We start from the raw sequence: 21,421 nt of genomic DNA on the forward strand, positions 1-21,421 counted from the left end.
CTTCTATTACCGTAGTTGTTTGGCCGTGAATTTTCTTAAATTCACGGCCATTAATGCGAGTCCCATTTCATTTTCTACCTTCGATTTTCCTCGTACAGAAAATCGAGAGAAACGCAAATTAGCCTTCAAGAATCCAAAAACTGGTTCCACATCGATTTTGCGTTTTCGATAGATGGTGCTCGTTTTCTCTTCTGAAAGCTTCGCTCTCACATATTCTTTTTGTTGTTCCCATTTTTCATTCACCATTAGTTTTCGATTGTTGCCTTCTTTAGCTTTTGTACATAATGAACGGAATGGACATCCCGAACAGTCCTCACACTCGTAGATCTTGAACCTTCGTTGAAATCCTGTACGGTCAGTACGGACAGAATGATAGTGAAATTCAAGACGTTTCTGGTTAGGGCATATATATGTATCTGTTTCTTCACAATACTGCCAGTTATCGGGATTCAATGGGTTTTGTTTGTACTTTTTCTTTTGCTCCTTCAAATACAGATTAAACGTAATCAGTGCTTCTCGTTTTCTGTTCGAAAGGATATCATTATAGTTTTGTTCACTACCATAACCTGCATCTGCGACAATATGTTTCGGTAACACGAAATAATGGTTCTCGATTTCATCAAGAAATGGAATTAACGTACGTGTATCTGTTGGGTTTGAAAATAAACTATAGGCAAGCGTGTATTGCCCTTCCGTTGCGATTTGTACATTATAGCCAGCTTTCAATTGTCCGTTTTGCATATAATCATCTTTCATTCGCATAAATGTCGCGTCCAGATCTGTTTTGGAATAGCTATTACGTGTGCCAAAGATTTCAAAGTCTCGTTGGTATTTTTGTTTTCGTAAGACAAAATCAATCAATTGTTTACGCACTTGTTTCGGGTATTTGCGCTCACTTCTTAAAGCTTTTCGTTCTGGAACGTCTGATGATTCTTCAATTTGTTTATCATACTCAGCTACGACATTGTCCACTTTTTCAACCAATTGAGCGAGCTCTTTCAATGATAATTGTTCATCACCTTCCCGTTCAATTTCAGGTATAATTTCGTTCTCAAGTAGCTCGTTATATAGCTGGTTTGACCTTTCAATTAAACTGTGATGATATTTCTCAATCGATTTCTTCCAGACAAACGTAAATTTATTCGCATTTGCTTCAAGCTTTGTACCATCAATAAAAATTGCTTCTTGATCGATTAGTTTTTCTTCGATTAATTGGCAACGAAATTGGACGAAACATTGGCGAATTAATTCTTTCACATCTGAATGAACACGGAATCGATTGATTGTACGGTAGCTTGGTTCATACCCTTGAGCTAGCCACATCATCCGGATACTGTCTTTTAATAGGGCTTCAATTTTTCGCCCTGAAAAGACAGATTGGGTGTAGGCACATAAAATAATTTTAAGCATCATGCGTGGATGATAAGCAGGACAGCCCTCATTTCGCAGAAATGGTTCGAAAACTTCATGAGGAATACTTTCAACTAGATGATGGATATGAAAGGCAATATCATTTTTTTGTAATTTTACTTCTAAATCTAAAGGTAAAACTAATTGATTCATGGTATAATTTTTAAACATAAGGATCCTTCTTTCTGATTTTATTTGGTGTGGTAACTTAATTTTATCAGAAGTGGTCCTTATTTTATTGTAAAAAAATCAAAGCCGGTGAAATTTTACTCGTCGTAAAATTCACCGGCTTTTTCATCTCAGAGGTGGGTTTTGTCCCAGCCTCTTTTTTTGTTTGAAAAATTAATGAAATTTTAGATATAAGACAAGCTGCTTCCACATATAATCGGAAATGGTGATGACTGGATGTGAATTTGGTAAGAAAAGGAGCTAAAATGCTTCCAATCTCGTACCATAATTGTCATTGAGAAAATTTCGACTCTTTTATGGTGAGTCCAAACTAATAGGGTAGAAAAAGCACCTTAAAGTGTGCAATTTAGAGGGGGAAGACGGAAATAGTCTGTCTTTACTTGTGTATAAAGTAATGGATTACCATCCTTTGGATTAGTAATATTGTACAGGATTTTGCAGTGAATTACCGGTAGTTTGGGTCGTAACCCCTATAATACTGGATATTTTTAGATAAAAAGAATGATATTGTCTCAAGAATATTACAAATGTATTACGAATCAAAGATTTTCTCCAATTATTCTTGTATTTTCGTCAAGGGTAATGTATATTTTTCTTAAATCTTGGAAATATATTCTTCCAGATGATAGTTTTAACATGTTAGTTTTTACAGAAATAGCCTTAACTTTCCACTATTTCTGTCGAAATTAATGGGAAGAGGTCACAAGTGATCTAAAAATTGGAAATGGTAATATTTTCAACAGTAGATTCACTTGAAATTCATGTCATATCTTGTAATAATAACTTTATTGAGTAAATTTATCCAATGCAAAGAAAAACTAGAAACCTTAGCAAAAAATGGTTGACCTCACATTTTAGGTAAGATATACTAGTAGTTGCATTATATGCTAAATTTGCTCATTCGTATTTTACTAGGCTCGTGAGACGGCATAGGTTCATATATACATATAGTAGGAAAGATTCTGATCTTAAGACTACTTATCATGTAAACTATGTCTCCGAAACTAGTTAAATAACTATGTAGTATAAAAAAAGGGAGGAAATACAAACATGGCTAAAAAGTCACGTAAAGTATTCGCTACTACAGCAACAGCAGCATTAGTTGCATCTGCAGTAGCACCAATCGCAAGCTCAGCTGCTGGGTTCTCAGATGTTACAAAACCTGAGTACAAAACAGCTATCGATGCTTTAGCTGAAGCAGGTATTTTAAATGGTTACGAAAATGGTACGTTCAAACCTGAAAACAAGGTAACTCGTGGAGAAGTAGCGAAAGTTATCACTCTTATTAGACACCTTGAAGACGGTACAAAAACTCCATTCAAAGATGTTAAAGATGGCTACTGGTCAACTCCATACATCAACAGCTTATATGCTGCAAAATTAATCAATGGTTATGAAAATGGAACATTCAAACCAGAAGGTAACATCACTCGTGCGGAATTTGCTAAATTAGTTGTTGACGCTTATGGCTTAACATTAACTAATGCTGCAACTCCATTCACTGATGTGAAGGCTGGTAACTGGGCAACTCCTTACATCCAAACAGCTTATGCTAACGGATTAATCAAAGGGGTAACTGCTTCTAAATTCGATCCAAGCGCACCTATCAAACGTGGAGACTTAGCAATTCTTTTACACCGTGCTGACTCTAAATTTGGTGATGTAATTGGTAATAACTTCCCAGGTGTTGAATTAGTTAAAGCAACTAACAATACAACTGTTGAAGTAACTTTCAAAAATGCAGTTGAGGCTAAAGATGTAAAAGCAGCTAACTTCTCAATTGAAGGTTTAACTGTTTCTAATGCAGCTGTTAAACAAACAGATAGCAAAACAGTAGTTCTTACAACTTCTGCTCAAGAAGGTGGAAAACAATATACTGTTAAGTCTGGTTCAGCTACTTTAGGTAAATTCATCGGTGCTTCTGCGGTAGTTCCTACAGCTATTAAAGTAACTACTCCTTCTGTTCAAGGAACAATTGGTAAAGAAGTAACTTTAAAAGCTGAAGTAACAGTAGAAGCTGGCAAATCAAAAGCTGGAATTCCTGTAACTTTCAATATCGTTAGTGATAACTCAAACTTAAATAATAAAATTGAAGTTGAAGCTTTAACTGACGAAAATGGTGTAGCTTCATACTCTTACACTCGTTACTACAAACATAACGATAATGTAACAGCTTATGCTACTCAAAAATCACAAGTATATTCAAGTGGTAAAGTATACTGGGCTGAAGGATTATCTCTTACTGAAGTAACTGAAGGTAACACTTTAGCTAATGGTTCTAAAAAAGTATACAAAATTAAAACTGATGCTTATCAAGTACAAAAAGATGCATCTGGTAAAGAAGAATACAAATACGTAAACGTGGCATTTGCTGAAAACGTAGATGTAACTCCAGATAAGCTTGTTCGTGGAGTAAAAGTTATTGATACTGGATTATCAACTAACTCTGAATATCCATCTCAAGTAACAACTGGTGGAGTTAATAAAGTACGTGTGAAAATCAATGATAAAGGTGAAGGAACATTTACTCTAACAGGTTCTAATGCTTCTGTAACACCAATCGTATTCGTTCATACAAACAAAGACGAAAAATTAACTGCTACTGATTTACAAGCAAAAGCAGCTACAGTTAAATTCGATCTTAGCCATACTCTTGGTTTGGATGTAAAAGCTGAAGGTTCTCAAAATGCAGCTTCAATTTCTACTGAAGATAAAGGTAAAGGTGGACGTGAATACACTGTAACTGTTACTGATAAAGAGGGTAAAGTAGCTCCTAAGGGAACAGTTGCATATGTAACATTCCAAAAAGACAGCTTAAGTAAAGATAAAAAAGTATATGTTGATGGTTCTCTTGCAGAAGTAGGTAAAACATATGCAATCAAAGTTACAAATGATAAGGGTCAAGCATCATTTGTATTAACTGGTGAGAAAGATGCTTATGCTACACCAACAGTATTCTTAAATAACGGAACTTCTAAAGAAGTAGCCCTTGATGATAACGATTTACAAAAAGTTGGAGAAATTACTTATTTCGTAAATGCTGTAGTTGAAAATGCAACTTTAACTATTACAGATAAAGACGGAAACGAAGTAACTAGCGTAGTTAATGGAGAAGCAGCAAAATTCACATATCAATCAGTTGATCAAAATGGTTTTGATTATTATGCTGGTACTGGATCATATGAAGTAACTTTCCAAGTTACAGCTCAATTTGGTGATGTTACTGTAACTACTGATGGTGGTTCTGTAATCGGAACTGTTAAGAAAGGTACTACTGAATCATTTAAAGTAACAGCTTCAAAGGGTACTGCAGTTATTAAAGTTAAATCAGATGTAGACTCTACAATTGGTGTTCAAGCATCTGCATCTTTAGTAAGCTTACCTAATGTTTCAAAATCAGTAAGTGTTGTTACACCTACAATTAATGTGTTCAGTGGTAAAGTAATTGCTCATAATCCTGCTAAGAAGGATATTTACCTACAAGACAAAAATAGTAAAGTTGAGAAATTCAACTACTCTGGTGCAGATCTTTATGATAGTTCAAATAAACCACTTACTGTTGAAGAATTTGTTGATGGATTAGGACAAAATGCTGAAGTAACATACAAAAAAGTTGGCGATAAGAGCCAATTCCATCTAACTACTAGAGGTTCAGGTACTTTACCTACTACACCTCCTACTGCACCTGTTAACCATGAACCAGTTGCAAAAGCAGTTGGAAACCAAGTTGTTGCTTCAAATGGTACTGCATTAACATTTACAGCTTCTCAATTAGCTACTGATGAAGATGGAGATGCCTTAACTATCGTAAGTGCATATTCTTCTGATGCAAGCGTTGCTACAGTTGCTGGTGCTCCTGGTACATCAATCACTGTAACTCCTGCTGGAGTTGGTAGCACAACAGTAAACGCAGTTGTTTCTGACAGCAAAGGTGGATTTGCAAATGTTAAGTTCACAGTAGATGTAACAGATGCATTGTATGTACAGGCGCTTAATAACGGTACACCGGGTGTTCCTTATAGTGCTGGTCAAGCTACAGTAGCTTCTATTGATCTAGCTGCAACTGGAAAAGTTTCTACTGCAGGAGCTTTAGTTGTAAAAGCTGGAACAGTTACTTTAAATGTCAATCTATCTGCTAACGATGATTTAGAAGCAATCGCAACAAAAATTAATAACGAAGCAAAATTAGTTGGTGCTGACGTTGTAGCTAAAGCAACTACAACTGGTATTAACTTAAAAACAGATGCAAAAGGTTCAACAGCTTCTTTATCAGTTGAAGGTGATGGAACTTTAGAAATTAACGGAACAGCAGTTTCAACTACACCAGTAACTGGAACTGGTTCTAATGCAGTTGCAACACCTGCTCAATACTCATTCAAAGTATTGAATGCAATCACTGCTTCTTCAGGAGTAAAAGTTACAGTTAAAATTGGTTCTGAGACAGTTGTTTTAACTGAAGGAACAGATTTCACTGGTGCAGCTACAGCTTCAGCTACAGCGTCTGCTATCGCGGCTGCTTTAGATACAGCTCTTGATACGACTACTACAACTTACACAGTAACTTCAAATGGTGATGCGGTTATTCTTACTCAAGATACACCAGCAGCAACAACTGGAGTATTATTATCAGTTTCTACTAAGTAAGTTAGGTTGAATGTCACTTCTCATTATTATTAGAATAATGTAGATATAAGTTAAGTATAAAGCTCCATAGAGGGAAATCTCTATGGAGCTTTTCTGTTATTTCTTCCTTATTAATGTTACCCTGAAAAATACCAATAATATAAAATTGAGATATTTAGATTTTTTAATTATAATTGTTAAAGCAGCTAACTTCTTAATCGAAGGTTTAACTGTTTCTAATGCGGCTGTTAAACAAACAGATAGCAAAACAGTAGTTCTTACAACTTCTGCTCAAGAAGGTGGAAAGCAATACACTGTTAAATCTGGTTCAACTACTCTTGGTAAATTCATCGGTGCTTCTGCAGTAGTACCTACATCTATTAAGGTAACTACTCCATCTGTTCAAGGAACAATTGGTAAAGAAGTAACTTTAAAAGCTGAAGTAACAGTTGATGCTGGCAAATCAAAAGCGGGTATTCCTGTAACTTTCAATATCGTTAGTGACAACACTAACTTAAATAGCAAAATTGAAGTAGAAGCTTTAACTGATGAAAATGGTGTAGCTTCTTACTCTTACACTCGTTACTACAAACATAACGATAATGTAACAGCTTATGCTACTGATAAATCTTCAGTTTTATCTTCTGGTAAAGTATATTGGGCTGAGGCATTAACTATCACTGAAGCTACTGAAGGTAACGAATTAGCTAATGGTTCTAAAAAAGTTTACAAAATCAAAACTGATTCTTACCAAGTAGAAAAAGATGCTGCGGGTAAAGAATTGTACAAATATGTTAATGTTGCGTTTGCTGAAAACGTAAATGTAACTCCTGATAAATTAGTTCGTGACGTTGAAGTAATCGATACTGGAGTAACAACAAATGCTAAGTATCCTTCACAAGTTACAACTGGTGGGGTTAACGAAGTACGTGTTAAAGTTGATGCTAAAGGTGAAGCGACATTCACACTTACAGGTTCAAATGCTTCTGTAACACCAGTAGTATTTGTAGATGCTAACAAAGATGGAAAATATGGAGCTACTGAATTACAAGCTTCTGCGAAAACTGTAAAATTCGCTTTAAGCCATACTTTAGGATTAACTGTTAAAGCTGAAGGCGTACAAAATGCTGCAGCTATTGACGCAAAAGGTATTGGTGAAGGTGGACGTGACTATACTGTAACTATTACAGATAAAGATGGTAAGGTTGCTCCAGAAGGAACAGTAGCTTATGTAACATTTGCTGAAGGTAGCTACAGTACTGATAAATCTGCCTATATTTTAGATGCTAATGGTGCTCGAGTTTTAATTAATAAAAACACAGTTTTACCTATTAAGGTTACAGGTAATAAAGGTGAAGCAACATTCACTTTAGTAGGTGCTCGTGATGCATTTGCTGCGCCAACTGTTTACATTGAAAATGGTAAAGAAGCAGGATTAGATAAAGCAGATCTTCAAACAGTAGGTGAAACTACTTACTTCGTAGATGCAGTAGTTAATAATGCTGCTCTTAAAGTTAAAAATGCTGCTGGTAAAGTAGTAGAAACTTTACCAAGTTCACAATCAGCGTTCTTCCATTACGGTTCAGTTGATCAAAATGGATTTGATTACTATACTGGAACTGGTTCTTATGAAGTATCTTACCAAATTACAGCTCACTTTGCTGATGTAACTGTAAAAGGTACATTTGGTTCTAAGGTAGTTAAAAAGGGAACAACTGAAACTGTAAAAGTTAATGCAACTAATGGTAAAGCTGTACTTGAAGTTAATTCAGAAAACGTTGCTTCTAACGTAACTGTTCAAGCATCTGCTTCTCAAGTAAGCTTACCAAATAAATCAGCTTCAATCGCGTTTACTAAAGGAACTCAAATTCCTAATGTATACACTGGTTTAGTTGAATCTATCAAGTCTTCTGACAACAAATTAAAATTTGTTGGATATGATGAAATCACTTATTCTACTAAGTCATTTAAAAATGAACAAGGTATTGTAATTGATGAAGCTAGATTTGAACAATTAGTATCTGATGCATTAAATGCTAAGAAGCCAGTAACTGTAACAGCAGTTAAGAACGAAGATGGAACTTACACATTAGAACTTGAAAAAATCGGTGATGCTGGTAATGCTGCGAAGGGAACTATCAGCTCTGCTATCTTGTCTGTTGATGGAAAAACACTAACATTAACATTTGATAAGAATGTAGTATCTTCATCAATCGATTTAAAAGACTTTAAAATCGCTGATGGTACAGTAGATTCTGTTGCATCTGTTGCAGGTGATACTGTAGTATTAAAAGTAAACGGTACTACTGTTGATGTTGATACTTCTGATAAAGTTAATGTAGATGCTGATCAAATCGTTTTTGCAGATGGTACTTCTAACAAGGCTATTAAAGATGTAGAAATTGCTCAACCAAATGCAAGTAAAATTTCAGTATTAGATACTGATCAACCTAACCAAATAGCTGTTGAGCAAGTAGATGCTAAAGGATCAGTTGCTATAGGTAAAAAATCTGTAACAGCTGCAGTAAAATCTACTGAAACTAAACAAGCTGCTTATAATGGTTTAAAAGTTAAGTTTGTACAAGATGGAAAAACTGCTGATAAACAAGAAGCATCATACGATGGTTCTGCACGTGAAATCACTGTAGAATTAGGCTTCAATGATACTAATAATACAGTAGCTAAAATTAATGATGCAATTGCTGCAGTAACAGCTGTACACGGTGATGTTACTGTTGCTAATGTAGAACTTACAGGTACAGATGCACCTTCATTTGACGAAGTAAAAACTCCTGTTGTTATCACTTTAACTGGTGGTGTGAATGAAGTAACACCTACACAAGCTGGAGTATATAGCTTTACTGTTACAACAAACTTTGCTATTGGTGATAGAGTAAATCTAAATGGCAAAACTTATGTAGCAGGAACTGACTTTGTAATTGGTTCTACAGCAGATAAAACAGCAGAAAACCTTGCTGCTAAAATTAAAGAAAAAGATTCACGTTTCGCATCTGTAGAAGCTGCTTCAGCTAAGATTACATTAACTGATGCTAAAGCTAATAATGCAGCTGCTCCAACTTTATCTTTTAATTAATAGATTCTGAGTGGGAAGTTAGTCTGTAAAAAATATTGATGAAAAGCCTTTAGAGAGAAATCTCTAAGGCTTTTCTTTTTGAAAAGTGAATTCATTTTCAAAACCATATCGTTCGGTGTTTATCATTGGTCATCATAAAAACGTCCATCCAAAGTAAAGTTTCTCCTAATTTTTTCGGATGGACTCTTTTATTTACAAGCGTGAATAGAGATTTGCTGCTGAATTTTAGAATATTAGGGCAATAGAATTAGATGCCAGGAATAGAATGATGACAAAAAATGTCGTTCCATGAAGGATTAATGTTAGTTTATAATATATAAATTTGCAATTGGAATAATATAAGTATATAATTATCAGGAAAAATAAATAAACGTAACAGCACAGAGCCAGTGGACAACCTTTAATTTTCAAAGGATAACCAAAAGGCAGTACGAAGTTATTTGAAAAGAGTCCTTATAAGGATTCGAATAATAACGCTGATTACAAAAGTATCTCAATCATGGGGTGTTTTTGTAATAAGCGTTTTTTGTGTTTTCAATATTTTGATTAATGGGTGATAACAATGAAAATGAGTACATTAGAATTACTAAACAAAATTGCTCCTAATAATGTGAAAAGAAGTCGTGTTGAAACAGTAAGGGATATGTATCTTGATTACCGTTTGACAATGATTCAAAAAAGAGCCATTGAGTCATTTATTTTCGAACCAACGGAAGAACAAGCGTTAAAGGCAATGGAAATAACACCAAAGGCTTGGTTTTTTATTCGGCATGTTGTGAGTGATGAAAAGATTGTTGCCAATGTATGTGAAGGGATAAAACAAGGATATGTGAATAATATGTATATCCGTACAATTGTTTCTAACAATGGGTTGAAGGATTTGCGGATGTTACTTTTGCAATCTCAATGTAAGTATGAGGTGGGAAAATATATGAAAAAGATATTATTGGAGAAGAAGCTAAAAAGGTAAATAACCATCCGAAACAAAAATGAAAATAAATTAATATTATATTATTGATAAGCTTAATCAGTCCTAATTCCTTCGGTGGAAATAGGACTATTTTAATTTGAGGGGAGTCTTTTATGATAAGCATGGAGTACAGCCAATCAGCAAATGTAATTAGATATGGGGGCATGGAAATGAAAGAGCAACACAAAGAGAGTAAGTAATATTAGCTTAAAGAAAGCTAGTAAAGGAACTAGCATACTGTATAAGAAAAGATACACCCGATCACCAGAAGATGGAGATGGATAAAACTAATGAAGCATTTACTAAGTGGCTCTATCGCCGAATATCATTTTTCCATTAGGGAAACTAATTCACCATCTCTGACGTTTCATTGGTACGGAAGGGAGAAACAATGTAAAATGCAGAAATATCATAAGGTAGTTCTAAATGGGAAAGTATTTTATAGAGAATTTGATGATCGTACAGGTTATTATGGTAAGGAAATATTGACTGAGAATCAACTAATTCAACAAATGCTAGAAGAAATCGTTATAGATGAAATTAAGGTTGATCATGAAATGATAGATTATGCTATTTCAATCATACCTACTTCTAAACATAAGGAAATGGTTAAAAAGTATTTAGGTTATCTTGAAATGGTGGCTGAATCCCTTGAATAAAACTCACGATATTTCTTTAAACAAACTTACGAAATAATTATTCTATCATTTATTCTAAAAATGAAATTGTATTGGTTACATGGAATAGAGTAATTATTTACTATAAAAATCTTACGATATAAATATAATTCTATCGTGAGTTATAAAAAAAATCATAAGGAGAGATCAAATGTTATTTCCGAATATCCCGACAAAAACTTTAGGTGGAAACGTATTTTGGGAGACACTAGATTACAAGAAAGGTTGGAAGTTACAAAGGAATATCTTTTCAGAGCATTATCGAATTCTAGATCCAAAACAAATTCGTCAAGCATGGGGGTATAATGAATCAGAGATAAGAGAGAGCTTTCGTACATTTACAGAAGGTAATAATTATAATAACAATTGGTAAAGCCATTGGTGCAAATATGAGCACCAATGGCTTTTTACATTTAGAAGGGTCTGAAAGTAATGAATGAACTATCAAAGGAATTTAAGCAATGGCTCTATGAAGAAGGAAAGGCAGAAAAGACCATTGAGTCATATGTGGGAGATATATTAGGATTCCAAAAATATCTTGATGAAATGGCGGTTGATGCATCTCAACCATTAACACGTTTTTCCTTTGTTCGATATAAGCAATATTTAATAGATAATGATTTTTCAGTGGCAACTATTAATAAAAAAATAAATAGCTTAAAAGTCTATAATGATTTCCTGCAAATGAAAGGGTTAGTAGAGGAATCATATATTCAGCTAAAAAAAGACAAGGTGAAAATCGCTGCAGGTAGCGAAAAAACAGTAGAAGCCTTATCCGATGAACAGGTGGACAAGCTATTATTCTATCTTGAGGATCATATAAAAGTGAGCCCTCGAAATAAGCTTATTGCCTATTTGCTTCTATACACTGGGGTACGAGTGAGTGAACTGGTCAGCATCAAAATGCAAGACATTGATTTTCTTACTACTACTCTTGTAGTGAGGGGCAAAGGAGGAAAAATTAGGGAGATAAGTTTGCGACAGGATCTGATCCATCTAATCAAGCAATATATCCAAAATGATAGGAACCGAAGCAAATATAAAGATAGCGAATATCTTCTCCTTAGCCAGCGATCACCAAAGGTTCATCATGATGCGGTTAGAAATTGGTTAATGAAAATATCTAAGGAACTTGGATTCAAACTTTATCCGCATTTGTTTAGGCACACTTTTTGCACAAGATTATTGAGAAAAGGAGTTGACCTAACAACGGTTAGTAAACTAGCAGGTCATTCCACAATTAATATGACCGCTAAGTTCTATATACAGACTACTAGGGAAGAAAAACAAATTGCAGTAGAAAAGCTTTAGCGCAACAGAAAGGAAAATGTTCGAGCGTTTGTGTCGAACGACAGAAACTGTCCCACATTCGAAATCCGAAATCGGTAGGAATTGCTTGCGAATCCAAAAATGATTTTTGCGAGAAGAGCATCTTTCGAGATAAGGGAAGGACAGCACCCTAGGCAAAAATGACAGCCGATTTTTGGGATTTCCCAATCGGATTAGGCAGATGAGCTAGAACGAAAAAAAGAAGGAGTGATTCCGTGAAAATCATCCAATCAATAGCAGACATCGAAAAACTAAAAGAAAGAAGTGCTTTGCCAACTAAGTATATAAAAATCATAGAGGATCAATTCCTGGAATGGTATGAATCAGAAAATGAAGGAGAACCCCTTATATCTTTTCGCTTACCCAATCACACTTGCATGTATCATTTGGAGAAGGAAAACGATGGAGAATTCATCTATAAACAATTGATTCACTTAGAGTTTGTGGATGTAGAAGAGAATGAAGAAATCAAATACTTACGAATGGGAATTATGAATGACCATCAAATGCATCTTGTATATGTGTTAGAAGGAACGCTCGAACCATCATTTGAGGAATGGTTGAAAAATTAAGGGTGAATACTATGTTTAGGAATCAAGATAAACGATATATGACTAGAAATATTGCAGATGGACTTCACATTGAAATACAAATGATCATATGGAATTTGATTGAAGAGAGGGTAAATAATGATGAAGAGTTAGACTTTCTTCAAGTATTCGAATTAACGAATGAAAAGGGAATGCAATCTATTATTCATCAGCAGGAATGTCCTATGCATAAGCAGCAGTGGCTCATTCCGCTTCAGCAAACCCGTCCCGTAACGAGCACTGTCTGGTGCCTTGATAATGGTGAATACCAAATGATGTTGTATCCAGAAGATTATTAATAAAGGATACCTGCTTGTTTCCATGACTAAATGTGAACAGGCAGGTGTTACTCTTTCTTATATTAAAACCACATTCATTTTTTTGTCTTTTCTTTTCATACGGTTATAAAAACAATAAAATAATACGTCTACATAGATGTAAACATATATATTTATGTAATTTACGAGTAAATGTTTTTGTAAAAGAAGGGGAGACAAAATAATGAATAATTACTACGGGATGAGAAGAAAAAGGAATCTAGATTTAAGCAGATTTAGAAGTGATCGAGAGAAGGATGTTCACTCTATTGATGATTATTTAGAGCAAGATTCGTGTGAGGAAATAGAAGAAGAGTATGAAGTAGAATCAGAGCAAGATTTAGATGTAGAATATGAAGAAGTTGAAGAGTTGGAAGATGAGGATGAATATAATTCCGAAAGAGAGAATCCCACATTTATGATTGATGGGAAGCCTTTTGTACCAAAGAAAATGGGGAAAAAGCAATCCTTCAATGATACACATGTAAGGGTCACTACTTATTTGGAAAAGAATATTCACCAAATTGTTCATATAATGCAGAAGCAGGGACAAATTGAATCGATTACGAAATTTGTGAATGATAGCATCAAAGATTATCTAATGAAAAAGTACCATCAAGAAGATTAATAAAAATAAGTATTAAATGTTATTAATTACTTTCTCATGGCTCATTAGGAGCCATGAGGATATAATATATTTAAATAAAATAATAAATGAAATGTAAAATTGAAAGAGATTGGTAAGTGATAGCATGAGTAGTAAAGAGCATAAGTATTCTATTAATGATCTAGCTAAAAAGCATTACCGAGATGAAAAGACAATTCGAAATTACATTGATCAAATGGCAGATGTGTTTGGGTTTGATAAAGAGTCCCTCAAAACTCTAAATGAAAAAGGAAACCTAGAGTATTCCTTGAATGCAGAGCAGGAGCAGTTAATTAGTCTTCTTATCCAGGGGATAGATAACGATCCTTATTTAAAAAGGAAACAGAAAATACAAAAAGTTAATGAAGAAGATGTTAAACGATACAGAAATGAGTTGGTTGAAAGAATTGAACATTTATCAGACGAAGGATTAATTGATAGAATAAAAAATTTCGAAACTTTTCAACTTGGACAACGGTTAAAGGATATTCATGATGAAAAGGAAGAAATTCATGATGCATTTCTCTTTCTTATTGAACATATCTCATTAAAGGAACGTATAGAGATAGAGGAAAAGTTACTTGAAAGAGATAAAAAGATTACAAAGCATTTAATGGGGAAATTTATAAAACAAATAGCAGAACAAGCATATCATTCGATTACTCAAGAATTAGAAGGGAATATAGAAGAAAAGGGTTGGGACTTGATTGCTAATTTACCAGAAGAGCAATTAATTAATAAAGTGGAGGAACTACTCCAAGAAAAGTTTAAAGAAGTTGCACTAATTAACCACAATTTTGCAGGATATAATTCAATAGAAAAGACTATCGGTGAACTATTGAAAAACACAACAAAAAAGTAAAATAAAATGCGAATGGGAGCCTATACCCATTCGCATTTTGTTTGTCAAGGAAAACTTTTGCAAATTACCTTACCTCGTCAACATATTCTGTATCCATTATTCTTGAGAAGTACTAGAAATTAAGAAAAGGAGAGATGAAGAAATGGCAAATAATACACCATTGGCTACAAATGTAACAAATAAGGAAATCGAACTTATTGATGAAGAGGTAGAATCTAATTTTGAAGAAGATGAATTAGAAGTTGATATTGAAGGTGATATCGAGTTTATGGATGATTTAGATGATGAAATCTATGACACCAAAGAAGGTATATTGGATGAGGATATGTCAAAAAGTTATACGAAATCTATTCATCAAACAGAATCTCAAGTAAATCAAAATATGAATACAGACTCCAACAATCTTGATTCATTAGAAGTTGGTGATGGTATGAATCATGGTTCTATAAAGGATGCGATGAAAGAAAGTCTTGAAGAAGCAACATTTAATTCTTTAGATATTATTCCATCAATTTCTACTAAAAAAAATATGATCCCTGATGCTGGGGTACTTTCAGTTGTGAATTCGAATAATGGGAAGCGAATTGCTGTATCCCGCGAAGTACACAATGGGCTGGGGAATCCCATGGCTTTACAGTTTGGATTCATAAATGGTGGGATTGTGATTGGTGAAAACTTGGGTGACACATTCACCCTGTATGAATTAAAAAAGCTAGGAGCAAAGCACATGATTTATAACAAAGAGTTAGTGGAGCAGGTCACTAATCATTGTAACCTTGACTTTACCAATTGTACATCATTCACCTTTTCAAAGGTAACTTACCAAAAAATGAATGATTCTATTGTTGCAATTATAGGAAATAACTAGAAATCAATGATTCAGGAATAGAATAAAGAGTCTATTCCTGCATAGCCCATAAACTGGATATTCAAAATAAATAATTTGCTATAGAGAGGATAATTTATATGAGTTCAAATTTTCGAAGAAATCGCACAAATTCTTATACTAACAAAAGCACCGACAAACGTACACGTAATCAAAATACTGGAATGATTGTAGAAGATAATAAGTTACCAGTACGTATTCTTAATTGCAAACAAGGGAATCAAACACAATATGGCACGAAAACATTAAAGTTTACATTTCAACATTTGGTTTCCAAGGAGGAATTCACATCAACAATCTTTGAAGATAACCCACCTAATTATATTGATCAACAAATTCTGAATGCTGTTTTACCACCTGATGTCAATGAATATTTACTTAATGATCTTATTGATAAAGGATTAATTGTTGAGGTGAAATTTAGAACTAGAGGTGCAAATACGTACATTAATATTGTAAAGGCAGATCCTTTGAATAAAAAATATCAAACAAATTTAGATGAAATGCTAGAGAAGGAAAGTCTTGCACGTCAAGAACTTGAAGATGCACATAATAATGAGGATGAAATAGACGGGGAAGATGATGACGGCGATATAAATGAAATAGATATAGACTAGCAACAGATGAAAACTAATAGGAAATTGGAGAATGGATTTCAACTTCTAATATAATTTTACAAATGATGTGAAGGAATTTCCACATTATTGAAAGGTCATGAATAAGGGGACAGTTACTAATTACCTTCCCATTATCATCAAGACGGAGGGGAACAAATTGATGCAAAACGATAAAACAAAAAAGAAAAAAATTACTCAAAAGACAAAAAAGTCAACTTACGAATATTTTGGTGCAAATAAAAATTTTCGATTATCTCCTTCCTCTTTAGCTATGAAAGTAGAGGAAGATGGAAAAGTTAGTTACCAATTTGTGAGCAAATACATCAAAATAAAACAGATTGAACAGGCAGAAGAAACAAATGATGTCATTCTGAAACTTGAATTTGACTACTTAGGGAAGAGAAAATCAATTGATATAACACGTGATCAACTCCAACCGAATGAATTGCAAAAATTAAGTAAAAAGGGGGTTGATGTTTTTTATCACAATGCGAAGCAAATAATTCAGTATTTAAGAATTCAAGAACCTAGTGCACTATATACCACCGTCCATACCCATATAGGCTGGTATGAAACAGAAAATGACTTTCTTTATAAGCATTATGAAATACTTGGAAATAAGGCTCCTAAGTCAAATTATAGTGGGGAGTATAACCTAAAGCCAAAAGGAACATTCCAGGGATGGAAGTCTATAATTTCAGATGAAGTACTTGGAAATACCAATCTAGAACTTGCATTGACATTAGGGTTTTCTGCCGCTGTAGTGGGAATGTTATCAACCATTAAAGATATGGATACGCTGATCATGCACATTAGTGGGAAAAGCACGCGTGGGAAAACAACTGCTGCTCAATTAGCTGTATCTCCATTCGGTCGACCAAGTAAATCCTCAAAAGGGTTGATCAAAAGTTGGAATGCTACTGGAAATGCTGTTGTTTCCTATTTAAGGAATAACCATGGAGTTCCCATCGTATTAGATGAAGCATCAATGAGTAACTTAAAAGATTTCACTACACTCATTTATACTTTTGCAGAAAATCGAGAAAAGGATCGTATGAAAAAAGATGGTGGACTTCGTGAGCAAGCAGACTGGTCAACAACAATTATATCCACTGCTGAACATTCTATATTTCAAAAAACAAATGCCAATGAAGGACTGAGAGTTCGTGCTTTTGAATTTGCTAATACTACTTGGACAACATCAGGTGAAAATGCAGACAATCTAAAAAGGCGCTTACTTGAACACTATGGTCAAGCTGGAATCAAGTTTGTTCAATATTTACAATCCATAGGCTTAGAGGAAGTAGAAAGGAGATGCAATAAATGGAAAGATTATTGTGAAGAAATGCTCCATCATTCAGCTTTTGTGACCCGAGTATCCGAAAAATTTGGATTAGTTCTTGCAACCGCAGAAATGGTCAATGATGCCATAAAACTTGGTTTAGATATAGATCAAATGATGGAACGGTTAAACGAGGTGGAGCAAGAGATTTCAATTGAACGAAATCAAGCAGATAAAGCATATCAATTTTTGATCGAGCAAGTTGTGAAAAACTATGAATGCTTTCAATCAAATGATCGTGAATTTAAGGGTAAGGAATGTTGGGGTCTTATAAAATATGAAAAAGATCATATTGAGGTATGTTTTCTTAGAAATCAATTTAATATTTTGATGAGGGAAGCAAATATTTCAGATCCAAAAGTAGTCCTCGAAGAATGGAGAAATGAAAAACTATTAAAAGCAGAACCCAAAAAGTTCACGAATAGACGGAAAATTGGGAATGAAAAATTTAGAAAGCGACTAGGGATGGAACAACCAACTGGATCAAAGGAGCAATCAGTAGTGTACATTCTTTTGTTTGATAAGGAACTTATGGGGAAATTTGGTGTCAGAAAAATCTACACACCTGAGGAAATTTCCAATATGAAACGACCACGGCTACCGTAGGATGAGACAAAAGCAAAAGAAAAAGTTTAACTAGAGCGACAAGATAAAAAAGGGAGAGAAGAGTTATGAATGCATTCAAACATGTACAAGTACCTAATCCAACTAAATTGCCTTTCAAAACATGTTCAATGAATTACTTAGAAGGGCTTAGAGCTAAAAATGCAAGTGGTGAGACAATAAGCGGTTATAAAAAGGATTTAGATATGATAAATCGCTTCTTGGAGGAGAAATATAATGGATTAGTCATGCTTGAAGATATCCAAACACAGGATTTAGAAGATTATTTATTAATGCTTAGTAATGAAAGAAATTATCAACCTGCTAGCGTGAATCGACATTTATGTACGATGCGATCTTTTTATAATTATGCTGTAAAGCGTGGATGGACAACCTTCCATGCTGCTGCACCCATAGATGCAATGAAAGCACCAAAGAAGGAACGGACTTTCATAAATGTTGAGGAATATCATGAGCTCGTAGAAGCCATTGATCACCCGATTATTAAAATAATCGTTCAGTTCTTGTTCTTCACTGGGCTTCGAATTACTGAATGTTTGACCCTTACATTAGATGATGTTGATCTTGTTTCACGAATGATTCATGTAAAACACGGAAAAGGTGATAAAGAAAGAAAAGTACCTTTAAGTGGAAAATTAGTACCATTATTAATAGATTACAAGGAAAACATTCGTCCTTTTGTTGATAGCGACCGATTCTTTGCTCTTGCAAAGACTGGGAAAGTATCTGATGTATATGTGAACCGTATATTACATGAAACAACTGAAAAATTAGGGTGGGAAAAGGTTGTCACCTGTCATGTACTAAGGCATAGTTTTGCATCAAATTTAGTAAAAAATAATGTACATGTTGTTCATATTCAGAAGTTGCTTGGACATAGTGACTTAAAAACAACTTCACGTTATGTTCACGCGAATCAAGAACAGCTTGCTGAAGCCATATCCGTTTTATAGAGGGGCACTAGCCTCTCTTATCTTTTTATAAGGGGAGTTTAGAATGAATAATGAAAAGAATACAAAACCAATTTATGATAGAAGAGTGAAGGAAATATTAGAAGGTTTATCACAAAATATTCCTAGGGATGAATTAGCTAAAAAATTTGGACACAAAAACTATAAAACACTTGATATCTATATGAGAAGACGAAATTTTACTTGGGATAGTGAGAATCAAACCTATATACCAAAATTAACAAAGGATGTACCGATTGTTGAAAAAGTAAAGCCAACAAGTAAAGCTGGAATGATCATTGAAATGTTGAAAAATCCGAATTTCAATATCGAATATATCTGTGCTAAAGTGGGGTTTAAAGATCATCGCCAAATAGCTGAATATATGACTTCAAAAGGCTTTGTTTGGTCACCAGATGAGGGAAATTATAAGAAAACATATGGAATGATTGAAAATGATAAAGATATAGAAAATGATGGAATGGAAATTGAAAATATACTAGATGAACCGATCACACAAAAAGAAATATCGGAAGCAGACTTGAATCCACCAATGGATCATATGGAAAATAACCAGCCATTGCGGCAAGATTATATTCCATTGTTAAAATGGTTAGCATCAAATAAGGAAAAAATATCAAAGTTAATTGATCCAACTAATACGGATACATTGCCCCGATACATTATTCCAGGTAAAGCAAATGGAAAAACGATTCAATTGTCAGAGGCTTTACAGGACATGGCGGTGACATTTTGCAATGAGCGGAATATTAAACAAAGAGAACTATTTGAAGTGGCACTAATCGAGTTTTTCAGGAAGTATGGATACGATTATGAAGTGGAAAACCTTTTGCAGTCTTTTTGACCTATTCATCCAATCGGATGGAATCATTTTCCCTATGTCCCCATCCTCTTCCCCTTCAGAGGGGATAACAAATCTAGTCGTCCCATGGCTTTGCTTCCCATCCCCCTTCTCCCCTTGCGAAAAAAAAAACAAATAGAAAAATCGAAACAGCCAGTGCTTTTGAATAGAAGGGGTATGGGTTTTATCCTTTTAAAATTCCTTATTTGTATTGTTTAACGGTTACATTTCCTTTTTTTGATAACTGATGGGATCTAATCCCTTTATAATTCTCTTATGATAATTATGCTCTAGTTGTTTAAAATCTGTCCTTTGTTGTTCCATGGTTCTAGTTTTCGTGTTAATTACTTGTGGACTCGGATGATAAAGGGGGTAGACCCACCTATTATTCCATTTTGTATATGAAGCTACATCCTCTTTAAGTATTATTTGATGATTTTCAATTGACTTTAGTGCTTCTAATGCTTTCTTTCCTAAAGTAACGATCACCTTTGGATTAACCAAATCTATTATTCTAGCGAGATATGGGTGACAATTTTGGATTTCATGTTTGGTAGGCTTTCTAACCTTTCCAGTATCATCCGTCGGACAGCACAAAACTGCATTTGTTATATAAATGTCTGAACGTTTCCAACGAGTAAAAGATAAAAGTTTGTCAAAATTATTCCCCGTAGCATCCCCTTGTAAAGGAATTCCTGTTACATCGGCTCCTTTTGGTCCAGGTGCTTCTGCAATGAACATGATGTCTGCATCGAGATTTCCGTTATTATACCCAATTATAGCTTCGACTTCTTTCATGGCAGTACAAATTTGGCATGCTTTTGCTTGGTTTATTAATACGGAGTAATCCTTATCTTTATCAGAGTGTTGGATGGTTATTTCTTCACCTTTAATCGTTATTCGTGCAATTCCTTCATAGATATATGAATAGATTTCAATAATGATATGATCGCCATTTCTATATTCATTTAAATATTCTATTCCCAAACAGGGGATTATCACATTTAAACCTCTTTCATCTGAAAACCTTAATTTATAATCAAATTCAGAATTCTCTTCTATTATGGATACCTTTAAGTTCTTTCCTCGCAAATCTATCGAATCTTCCCAGCCATCATAATTTGTTAATAAATTAATCTCATTCGGAAATACCTTATTAGTAATTTCTTTTAATCTAGCAAAATGATCCTCACTCATTGTTCAAAACCTCTTTCAATAAATTATAGAATTCTTCCACTTACTTCTGGTTAAAACCTTGATCTATCTAACTAAAAGCAGTTTCAAAGCGATCCATCTGGTTTTTAAAATCCCATTTTTTATATTCAGGCTCTAAAGGCATTGGTGAGTAAAGCTTCGATGTTCCTTCTTATATCAACTAAATAGTTTTTCAATAATATCCTTCATCATAAATCTTATCAACCTCCCTATGAATA

Annotated in this window: 17 protein-coding genes; 15 read left to right on the forward strand and 2 right to left on the reverse strand. The window is 34.1% G+C overall.

The features are described 5' to 3' along the window. Nucleotides 1-6: 6 nt before the first annotated feature. The gene (locus I5818_RS03395; protein ID WP_209391851.1) at nucleotides 7-1,581 is read right to left on the reverse strand and encodes an IS1182 family transposase; all 1,575 of its coding nucleotides are present in this window, start codon (nucleotides 1,579-1,581) and stop codon (nucleotides 7-9) included. A gap of 1,068 nt (nucleotides 1,582-2,649) precedes the next feature. On the opposite strand from I5818_RS03395, the gene I5818_RS03400 reads away from it, so the two are divergent. The 15 genes from I5818_RS03400 to I5818_RS03470 all read left to right on the forward strand — a co-directional run bounded on the left by I5818_RS03400 (nucleotide 2,650) and on the right by I5818_RS03470 (nucleotide 19,991). After that, the gene (locus I5818_RS03400) at nucleotides 2,650-6,243 is read left to right on the forward strand and encodes an S-layer homology domain-containing protein (RefSeq protein WP_209391852.1); all 3,594 of its coding nucleotides are present in this window, start codon (nucleotides 2,650-2,652) and stop codon (nucleotides 6,241-6,243) included. An 82-nt stretch (nucleotides 6,244-6,325) separates the two neighbouring features. Then, the gene (locus I5818_RS03405; RefSeq protein WP_078110480.1) at nucleotides 6,326-9,316 is read left to right on the forward strand and encodes a hypothetical protein; all 2,991 of its coding nucleotides are present in this window, start codon (nucleotides 6,326-6,328) and stop codon (nucleotides 9,314-9,316) included. Nucleotides 9,317-9,878: 562 nt separating this feature from the next. Next, on the forward strand, nucleotides 9,879-10,286 hold the full coding sequence (locus I5818_RS03410) for a hypothetical protein (RefSeq protein ID WP_078110481.1): 408 nt from the start codon (nucleotides 9,879-9,881) through the stop codon (nucleotides 10,284-10,286). Between the two features lie 398 nt (nucleotides 10,287-10,684). Next, complete coding sequence (locus I5818_RS03415; protein WP_078110482.1) at nucleotides 10,685-10,945, forward strand: hypothetical protein; 261 nt, start codon at nucleotides 10,685-10,687, stop codon at nucleotides 10,943-10,945. 169 nt (nucleotides 10,946-11,114) lie between these two features. Next, nucleotides 11,115-11,336: a hypothetical protein gene (locus I5818_RS03420; RefSeq protein ID WP_078110508.1), complete on the forward strand. Its 222-nt coding sequence runs from the start codon at nucleotides 11,115-11,117 to the stop codon at nucleotides 11,334-11,336. A gap of 59 nt (nucleotides 11,337-11,395) precedes the next feature. Further along, the gene (locus I5818_RS03425) at nucleotides 11,396-12,274 is read left to right on the forward strand and encodes a tyrosine-type recombinase/integrase (RefSeq protein WP_078110507.1); all 879 of its coding nucleotides are present in this window, start codon (nucleotides 11,396-11,398) and stop codon (nucleotides 12,272-12,274) included. Between the two features lie 233 nt (nucleotides 12,275-12,507). Beyond that, nucleotides 12,508-12,864, forward strand: a complete 357-nt coding sequence (locus I5818_RS03430; protein WP_078110506.1) for a hypothetical protein — start codon at nucleotides 12,508-12,510, stop codon at nucleotides 12,862-12,864. Between the two features lie 11 nt (nucleotides 12,865-12,875). Continuing rightward, on the forward strand, nucleotides 12,876-13,181 hold the full coding sequence (locus tag I5818_RS03435; RefSeq protein WP_169846924.1) for a DUF960 family protein: 306 nt from the start codon (nucleotides 12,876-12,878) through the stop codon (nucleotides 13,179-13,181). A 202-nt stretch (nucleotides 13,182-13,383) separates the two neighbouring features. Next, nucleotides 13,384-13,827, forward strand: a complete 444-nt coding sequence (locus tag I5818_RS03440; RefSeq protein WP_078110504.1) for a hypothetical protein — start codon at nucleotides 13,384-13,386, stop codon at nucleotides 13,825-13,827. A 124-nt stretch (nucleotides 13,828-13,951) separates the two neighbouring features. After that, nucleotides 13,952-14,707: a hypothetical protein gene (locus I5818_RS03445; RefSeq protein WP_078110503.1), complete on the forward strand. Its 756-nt coding sequence runs from the start codon at nucleotides 13,952-13,954 to the stop codon at nucleotides 14,705-14,707. A 142-nt stretch (nucleotides 14,708-14,849) separates the two neighbouring features. Then, entirely contained in the window at nucleotides 14,850-15,575 is a 726-nt protein-coding gene (locus tag I5818_RS03450; protein WP_078110502.1) for a hypothetical protein, read from the forward strand. A gap of 98 nt (nucleotides 15,576-15,673) precedes the next feature. After that, a complete protein-coding gene (locus I5818_RS03455) occupies nucleotides 15,674-16,210 on the forward strand; it encodes a hypothetical protein (protein WP_078110501.1) in 537 nt (178 codons plus the stop codon). Between the two features lie 160 nt (nucleotides 16,211-16,370). After that, on the forward strand, nucleotides 16,371-18,158 hold the full coding sequence (locus I5818_RS03460; protein ID WP_209391853.1) for a DUF927 domain-containing protein: 1,788 nt from the start codon (nucleotides 16,371-16,373) through the stop codon (nucleotides 18,156-18,158). A gap of 65 nt (nucleotides 18,159-18,223) precedes the next feature. Then, nucleotides 18,224-19,129 carry a tyrosine-type recombinase/integrase gene (locus tag I5818_RS03465; RefSeq protein WP_235849708.1) on the forward strand — a complete coding sequence of 302 codons (906 nt, stop codon included), beginning with the start codon at nucleotides 18,224-18,226 and terminating at the stop codon, nucleotides 19,127-19,129. 43 nt (nucleotides 19,130-19,172) lie between these two features. Then, complete coding sequence (locus I5818_RS03470; RefSeq protein ID WP_078110499.1) at nucleotides 19,173-19,991, forward strand: hypothetical protein; 819 nt, start codon at nucleotides 19,173-19,175, stop codon at nucleotides 19,989-19,991. Nucleotides 19,992-20,210: 219 nt separating this feature from the next. Here I5818_RS03470 and I5818_RS03475 read toward each other — a convergent pair whose 3' ends face one another. Then, entirely contained in the window at nucleotides 20,211-21,185 is a 975-nt protein-coding gene (locus I5818_RS03475; protein WP_078110498.1) for a uracil-DNA glycosylase, read from the reverse strand. Nucleotides 21,186-21,421 lie beyond the last annotated feature (236 nt).

This window comes from Heyndrickxia oleronia, assembly GCF_017809215.1.
In the GTDB taxonomy this organism is placed as follows: domain Bacteria; phylum Bacillota; class Bacilli; order Bacillales; family Bacillaceae_C; genus Heyndrickxia; species Heyndrickxia oleronia.